Below are 5,303 nucleotides of genomic sequence, written 5' to 3'. Positions count from 1 at the left end.
CCCCCCCCACGTCACCGGGACATGGTGGAGGCATGAGAGCCAGTGAACCCCGCAGAGGGTGCTACCCGATCCCGGTGTTCCCGTGAGCCTGGGACGGACGTACGGAGTGGGACTGGTGGGCCTGCACGGCAGGATCGTGGAGGTGGAAGCGGACATCGGCCAGGCGCTGCCGTCCTTTGTCCTGCTGGGCCTGCCGGACGCATCGCTGAACGAGGCCCGTGACCGGGTCAAGTCTGCCGCCAAGAACGCCGGGCTGCCGCTGAGCCGGCGCCGGATCACCGTCAACCTCATGCCAGCCGATGTGCCCAAACACGGCTCCGGGTTTGACCTGGCCATTGCTGTGGCCGCCCTCTGCGCAGGCGGCACGCTGAGGAGCCCTGGACGGTGCGTCTTTCTCGCCGAACTGGGGCTGGACAGCAGGCTCCGCCCCATCCGTGGCGTCCTCCCGGCCGTCATGGCTGCTGTGGCTGCCGGGTTCACGGACATTGCCGTGGCTGCGGAGAATGCTGGCGAAGCAGCGCTTGTTCCCGCCGCCCGTGTGCGCGGCTACACCTGCCTGGCCGAGGTCGCCGCAGACCTCGGTGCAGACCCGGAGCAGCTGGTCTTTCCCCCGCCGGCCAGCCGGGCAGCGGATGACTCGCCGGCAGGGGAGGAGACGGACCAACCCGCCCGCCTTCCGGACCTTGCCGATGTGGCGGGGCAGCAGGAGGCCCGGTTTGCAGTGGAGGTCGCGGCGGCCGGCGCCCATCATCTGCTGATGACCGGCCCGCCGGGTGCAGGCAAGACCATGCTCGCCGAACGGCTGCCCGGGATCCTGCCGGATCTTCCCGACGATCAGGCAATGGAGGTTACGGCCATCCATTCCCTGGCCTGGCAGGGAAGGCCCTGCCGGCAGCTGCTGCGCCGGCCGCCGTTCGAAAGCCCGCACCACACCGCCTCCCCTGCGGCAGTGATCGGCGGGGGCAGCGGAATACCCCGGCCCGGGGCAGCCTCACGGGCGCACCGCGGAGTGCTGTTCCTGGATGAGGCTCCCGAGTATGAGCGGCGGGTCCTGGACGGGCTGCGTCAACCGCTGGAAAGCGGGCAGCTGGTGCTGCACCGGGCTGCGGGCACAGCGGTCTACCCCGCCCGTTTCCAGCTGGTCCTCGCCGCGAATCCGTGCCCGTGCGGGCTGGCAGCCGGGAAGGGAATTGACTGCACCTGCACCCCGCAGCAAAGGCGCCGATACTTCAGCAGGCTTTCGGGTCCCCTGCTGGACCGGGTGGACCTGCAGCTTACGGTCCAGCGGGTGTCGCTCGGGGACTATTTCGGTTCCGATGCGGCGGAGGGAAGCGGGGCGGTCGCTGCACGGGTACGGCAGGCGCGGAGCCTGCAGCGGGAACGTCTGCTTCCGCTGGGGTGCGAAACGAATGCCGAAGTAACCGGTTCGCTGCTGAGGGATGTCCTGCGGCCGCCCTCCGCGGCCACAACGGCACTGGACCGCGCCATGGAGCGGCAACTGCTGACCGCCAGGGGATATGACCGGGTGCTGCGGGTGGCTTGGACCATCGCTGACCTTGCCGGTCACCCTGTGCCCGGGGCCGACGACGTCGGGCAGGCGCTGGCTTTCCGCAGGCAGGGAGCGGCAGCAGCATGAGCACCGTGGAAGAGGAATTGCTGCTGGCCCGTGCGGCGCTGTCCCGGCTGTTCGAACCCTCAGACACCGTGGGGCTGGCGCTGGTCTCAGCCGCCGGACCGACGGCGGCCCTGCGGATCGCCTCGGGTGAGGTTCGGCTGCCGCCTGAGGTCGCTGCAGGCATCGGGCAGATGCTGGGGCCTGCGGGTATGGCATCCAGTCCCGGAGTGTTCACTGAGGCATTGGGCCGGTGGACGCCGCGCGTGGCCGACCTGGCCCCGGGCCGGGACCTGGAAACCATCCGCCGGCTGGGCGGCGAACTGCTTATCCCGGAGGATCCCCGCTGGCCCGAAGCACTGCGGCACCTGGAAGCGGGTATGCCGCTGTGCCTGTGGGTACGCGGCAACCCGGAGGCCGCTTTTCCTGAACTGAACCGGACCGTTGCGGTGGTGGGCTCCCGTGATGCCACCGGATACGGGCTGTCGATTACCGGAGACATCTCAGCAGGGCTGGCCAACCGCGGATACACCATTGTTTCCGGCGGCGCCTACGGCATCGATGCCCAAGCACACCGTGCAGCGCTCGCAGCTTCCACCGGCAACAGCGCAGCCACCATCGCCGTGATGGCGTGCGGGGCCGACAGGTTCTACCCGGCAGGCAACGAAGACCTCCTGCGCAGCGTCGCCGACCGCGGACTGCTGCTCTCCGAGGTGCCGCCGGGGTCGGCGCCCACTCGATGGAGATTCCTGCAGCGCAACCGGATTATCGCGGCCCTGAGTGCCGCCACCGTAGTGGTTGAAGCTCGATGGCGCTCCGGTGCGTTGAACACGGCCCATCACGCCGCCGGCCTGGGACGCGAGGTAGGAGCGGTCCCGGGGTCCGTGTACTCAGCCAACTCAGCCGGATGCCACCGCCTGCTGCGGGACGGCAGCGCGGTGTGCGTGACCGACGCGCAGGAAGTCGCCGAACTTGCCGGTCCGCTGGCGGACTCCCGGACGCCGGACTCGTCGGACTCGCCGGCCCCCTTGGAAGACCACGACGGCCTGACCGTGGAAGACCTCCTGCTCCTGGACGCCCTGCCCGTCCGCAGCTCCACCACCATCGACAAACTCGCCCGGGTTGCCGGACTGTCGGTGCCCGGCGTGCGCGCAGGCCTGGCGCGGCTGGAACTGGAAGGACTGGCCATCCGGTCCGGCCCGGACCAGTGGCACAGGGGGCACCGATGACGGCAGGGGCACCCGCTGCCACATCACGCTGATCCTTCACTAGTTACCACTACCGAAAGGAAACACCCGGAATGCTCACCCATAAGATCATCACTTCTCCACTGGGAGTGCTCACGCTCGTCGCTTTGGACGGGATCCTGACTGCCGTCCGGCTGGGACCCCCGGCGTCATCTGCAGGTGCGGGAACCCCGTACGGGCTTGCGGCCGAGGACGGCTTCGAAGAGGCGGAACGGCAGCTCGCGGAATACTTCGAAGGTCAGCGGTGCTGTTTCACGTTGCCAACCAGCCCAATGGGAACCTACTTCCAACGCAGCGTGTGGGCCCTGGTCCAATGTGTCGGGTACGGCAGCACAGCCAGCTACAAGCAGGTAGCGGTGCTGCTCGGCGACGCGGCGAAAGCAAGGAGCGTGGGCGCCGCCTTGGCGCGCAATCCCCTGAATATCGTGGTCCCCACCCACCGGGTGCTGGGCTCACGAGGGGCCTTGACCGGCTATTCCGGCGGAGTGGAAGCCAAACGCTACCTGCTGGACCTGGAGCAGGCACCGGAAACCGAACACCTGAGACTCACCTGCCGGCCGGCGGATACCGATAACGTGCCGGCCTGACCGGCGGGCACGGGCGTCCCGTCGGTCAAACCGCCCATAGAGGCTGAGCGGACCGGTGTCCCGCGAGCCTGCTTGAACGGCCGGGGTAAAGGTACAACAGTGAGGAGGTGACATCCAAGACATCGGCAGACGGGGCACCGGAGACCGGTGCCGCCGGCACTGCTCCGGGCCCATCCGCCTGGCCCGTGGAATTCCATGCAGCCGTTGAAGGCTTTTGCCGCTACCTGGCCGCCGAACGGGGGCGTTCGGAGCATACGGTCCGCGCCTACGAATCGGACCTCTCTCAGTTGCTCGACTACGCGTTGGCTTCAGGCGCGGGGAAGCTGCAGGATCTGGACCTCGGGATCCTGCGCGGCTGGCTCGGCGAACTTAGCGCCTCCGGACAGGCCCGCGCCACGCTTGCGCGGCGTGCAGCAACGGTACGGAGTTTTGCCAACTGGGCGCTGCGGGAAGAACTGATCTCGGAGAACCCGGCACTGCGGCTGAAGGCTCCAAAGAAGGAAAAGACGCTCCCGGGCGTGCTGCGCACCAGCCAGCTCGACGAACTGTTCGCATCCCTCAAGGCAGCAGCCGCCGAAGGCGAGCCGGTGTCCCTGCGGGACCGTGCCATGGTGGAGCTGCTGTACGCCACGGGCATCCGCGTGGGGGAGTTGTCCGGATTGGACGTTGATGACCTTGATCCGGACCGGAGAACCCTCACCGTGATCGGCAAGGGCAACAAGGAACGCACCGTGCCCTACGGACTGCCGGCAGCACTGGCAGTAGACGACTGGCTGCGCCGAGGCCGCCCTGCACTGGCCGGCGCGGACAGCGGGCCGGCGCTGTTCCTGGGCAAGCGCGGGCGCCGGGTGGACCAACGCCAGGTCCGCAGCGTCGTTGCCGTACTACTGGATGCCCTGCCGGACACCTCCGCCACGGGCCCGCACGCCCTGCGGCACTCCGCGGCAACACACCTGCTCGACGGCGGGGCGGACCTGCGGGCGGTCCAGGAAATCCTGGGCCATTCCTCGCTGGCAACTACGCAGCTGTATACCCACGTCTCCGTGGACCGGCTGCGCCAGAGCTACAGCCAGGCACACCCGCGCGCGTAGGCGCAACGGCGGCAGGTTCACAGGCGCCGCAAGTTTCAACACGGCCCCGCAGGCCGCATTGGCACAAACCGGTAACTTGCGGCACAATGATTCACAGCGGGACGCTGGAGCCGGATATCCGCCCATGCAGCAGGTCGTTGGGGAAGACGCACCTACAGCTATGGAGGATGGAATGTCTGTTGTGATGGCGCGCGGAGTACTCTTTGTGCACTCTGCCCCTTCCGCGTTGTGCCCTCACATTGAGTGGGCCATCGGATCCGTCGTGGAAAAGCGAACGGATCTTCAGTGGACCCCTCAGCCGGCCGCGCCCGGCATGGTGAGGGCCGAGATCGCCTGGACCGGACCGCAGGGTACCGGTTCCCTCCTTGCCTCTGCCCTGCGCGGCTGGGCCCACCTCCGCTACGAGGTCACCGAGGAACAGAGCCCCGGCGCCGACGGCAGCCGCTGGGCCCACACCCCGGAACTGGGTATTTTCCACGCCGCCACCGACGTGCACGGCAACATCATGATCTCCGAGGACCGGATCCGCTACGCCTACGAGAGCGGCGCCGGGGACCCCTCCGCCGTCTACCATGAACTTTCACTCGCCCTGGGCGAGGCCTGGGACGACGAACTGGAGCCGTTCCGGCATGCAGCGGACGGCGCGCCCGTCCGCTGGCTCCACCAGGTCGGCTGACTCTCTTTACTCCATAGCAAAAAGCAGGCGTGGGGGGGCCGCCGGGGCCGGGCGCCCCCGGCGTTTGGAGGAGGCGCCCCGGGGTGGCGG

5 protein-coding genes are annotated in these 5,303 nt (G+C 68.6%); all 5 read left to right on the top strand.

Annotated features, from left to right (window positions below; all coding sequences use genetic code 11):
* Positions 1 to 82 precede the first annotated feature (82 nt).
* Complete coding sequence (locus tag QNN98_RS10610) at positions 83 to 1,636, top strand: YifB family Mg chelatase-like AAA ATPase (RefSeq protein WP_283997009.1); 1,554 nt, start codon at positions 83 to 85, stop codon at positions 1,634 to 1,636.
* Positions 1,633 to 2,841: a DNA-processing protein DprA gene (dprA, locus tag QNN98_RS10605; protein ID WP_283997008.1), complete on the top strand. Its 1,209-nt coding sequence runs from the start codon at positions 1,633 to 1,635 to the stop codon at positions 2,839 to 2,841. The genes QNN98_RS10610 and dprA overlap by 4 nt, the downstream gene beginning before the upstream one ends.
* A 71-nt stretch (positions 2,842 to 2,912) precedes the next feature.
* Positions 2,913 to 3,446 (top strand): methylated-DNA--[protein]-cysteine S-methyltransferase, encoded by a 534-nt coding sequence (locus QNN98_RS10600; RefSeq protein WP_229958822.1) that lies wholly within the window; start codon positions 2,913 to 2,915, stop codon positions 3,444 to 3,446.
* 185 nt (positions 3,447 to 3,631) lie between these two features.
* On the top strand, positions 3,632 to 4,537 hold the full coding sequence (locus QNN98_RS10595) for a tyrosine recombinase XerC (protein WP_283997010.1): 906 nt from the start codon (positions 3,632 to 3,634) through the stop codon (positions 4,535 to 4,537).
* A 172-nt stretch (positions 4,538 to 4,709) separates the two neighbouring features.
* A complete protein-coding gene (locus tag QNN98_RS10590; protein WP_227911686.1) occupies positions 4,710 to 5,213 on the top strand; it encodes a DUF3145 domain-containing protein in 504 nt (167 codons plus the stop codon).
* The last annotated feature ends 90 nt before the right edge of the window (positions 5,214 to 5,303 follow it).

Origin of the sequence: Arthrobacter sp. zg-Y1143, from assembly GCF_030125565.1 — a bacterium.
In the GTDB taxonomy this organism is placed as follows: domain Bacteria; phylum Actinomycetota; class Actinomycetes; order Actinomycetales; family Micrococcaceae; genus Arthrobacter_B.
The sequence above is the reverse complement of the archived record's forward strand: the minus strand, read 5'-3'. Positions and strand labels throughout refer to the sequence as shown.

Excerpts from the sequence above, each read along its gene's own strand:
- dprA (WP_283997008.1), top strand. The coding sequence starts at position 1,633 with ATGAGCACCGTGGAAGAGGAATTGCTGCTGGCCCGTGCGGCGCTGTCC.
- QNN98_RS10600 (WP_229958822.1), top strand. The coding sequence starts at position 2,913 with ATGCTCACCCATAAGATCATCACTTCTCCACTGGGAGTGCTCACGCTC.
- QNN98_RS10590 (WP_227911686.1), top strand. The coding sequence starts at position 4,710 with ATGTCTGTTGTGATGGCGCGCGGAGTACTCTTTGTGCACTCTGCCCCT.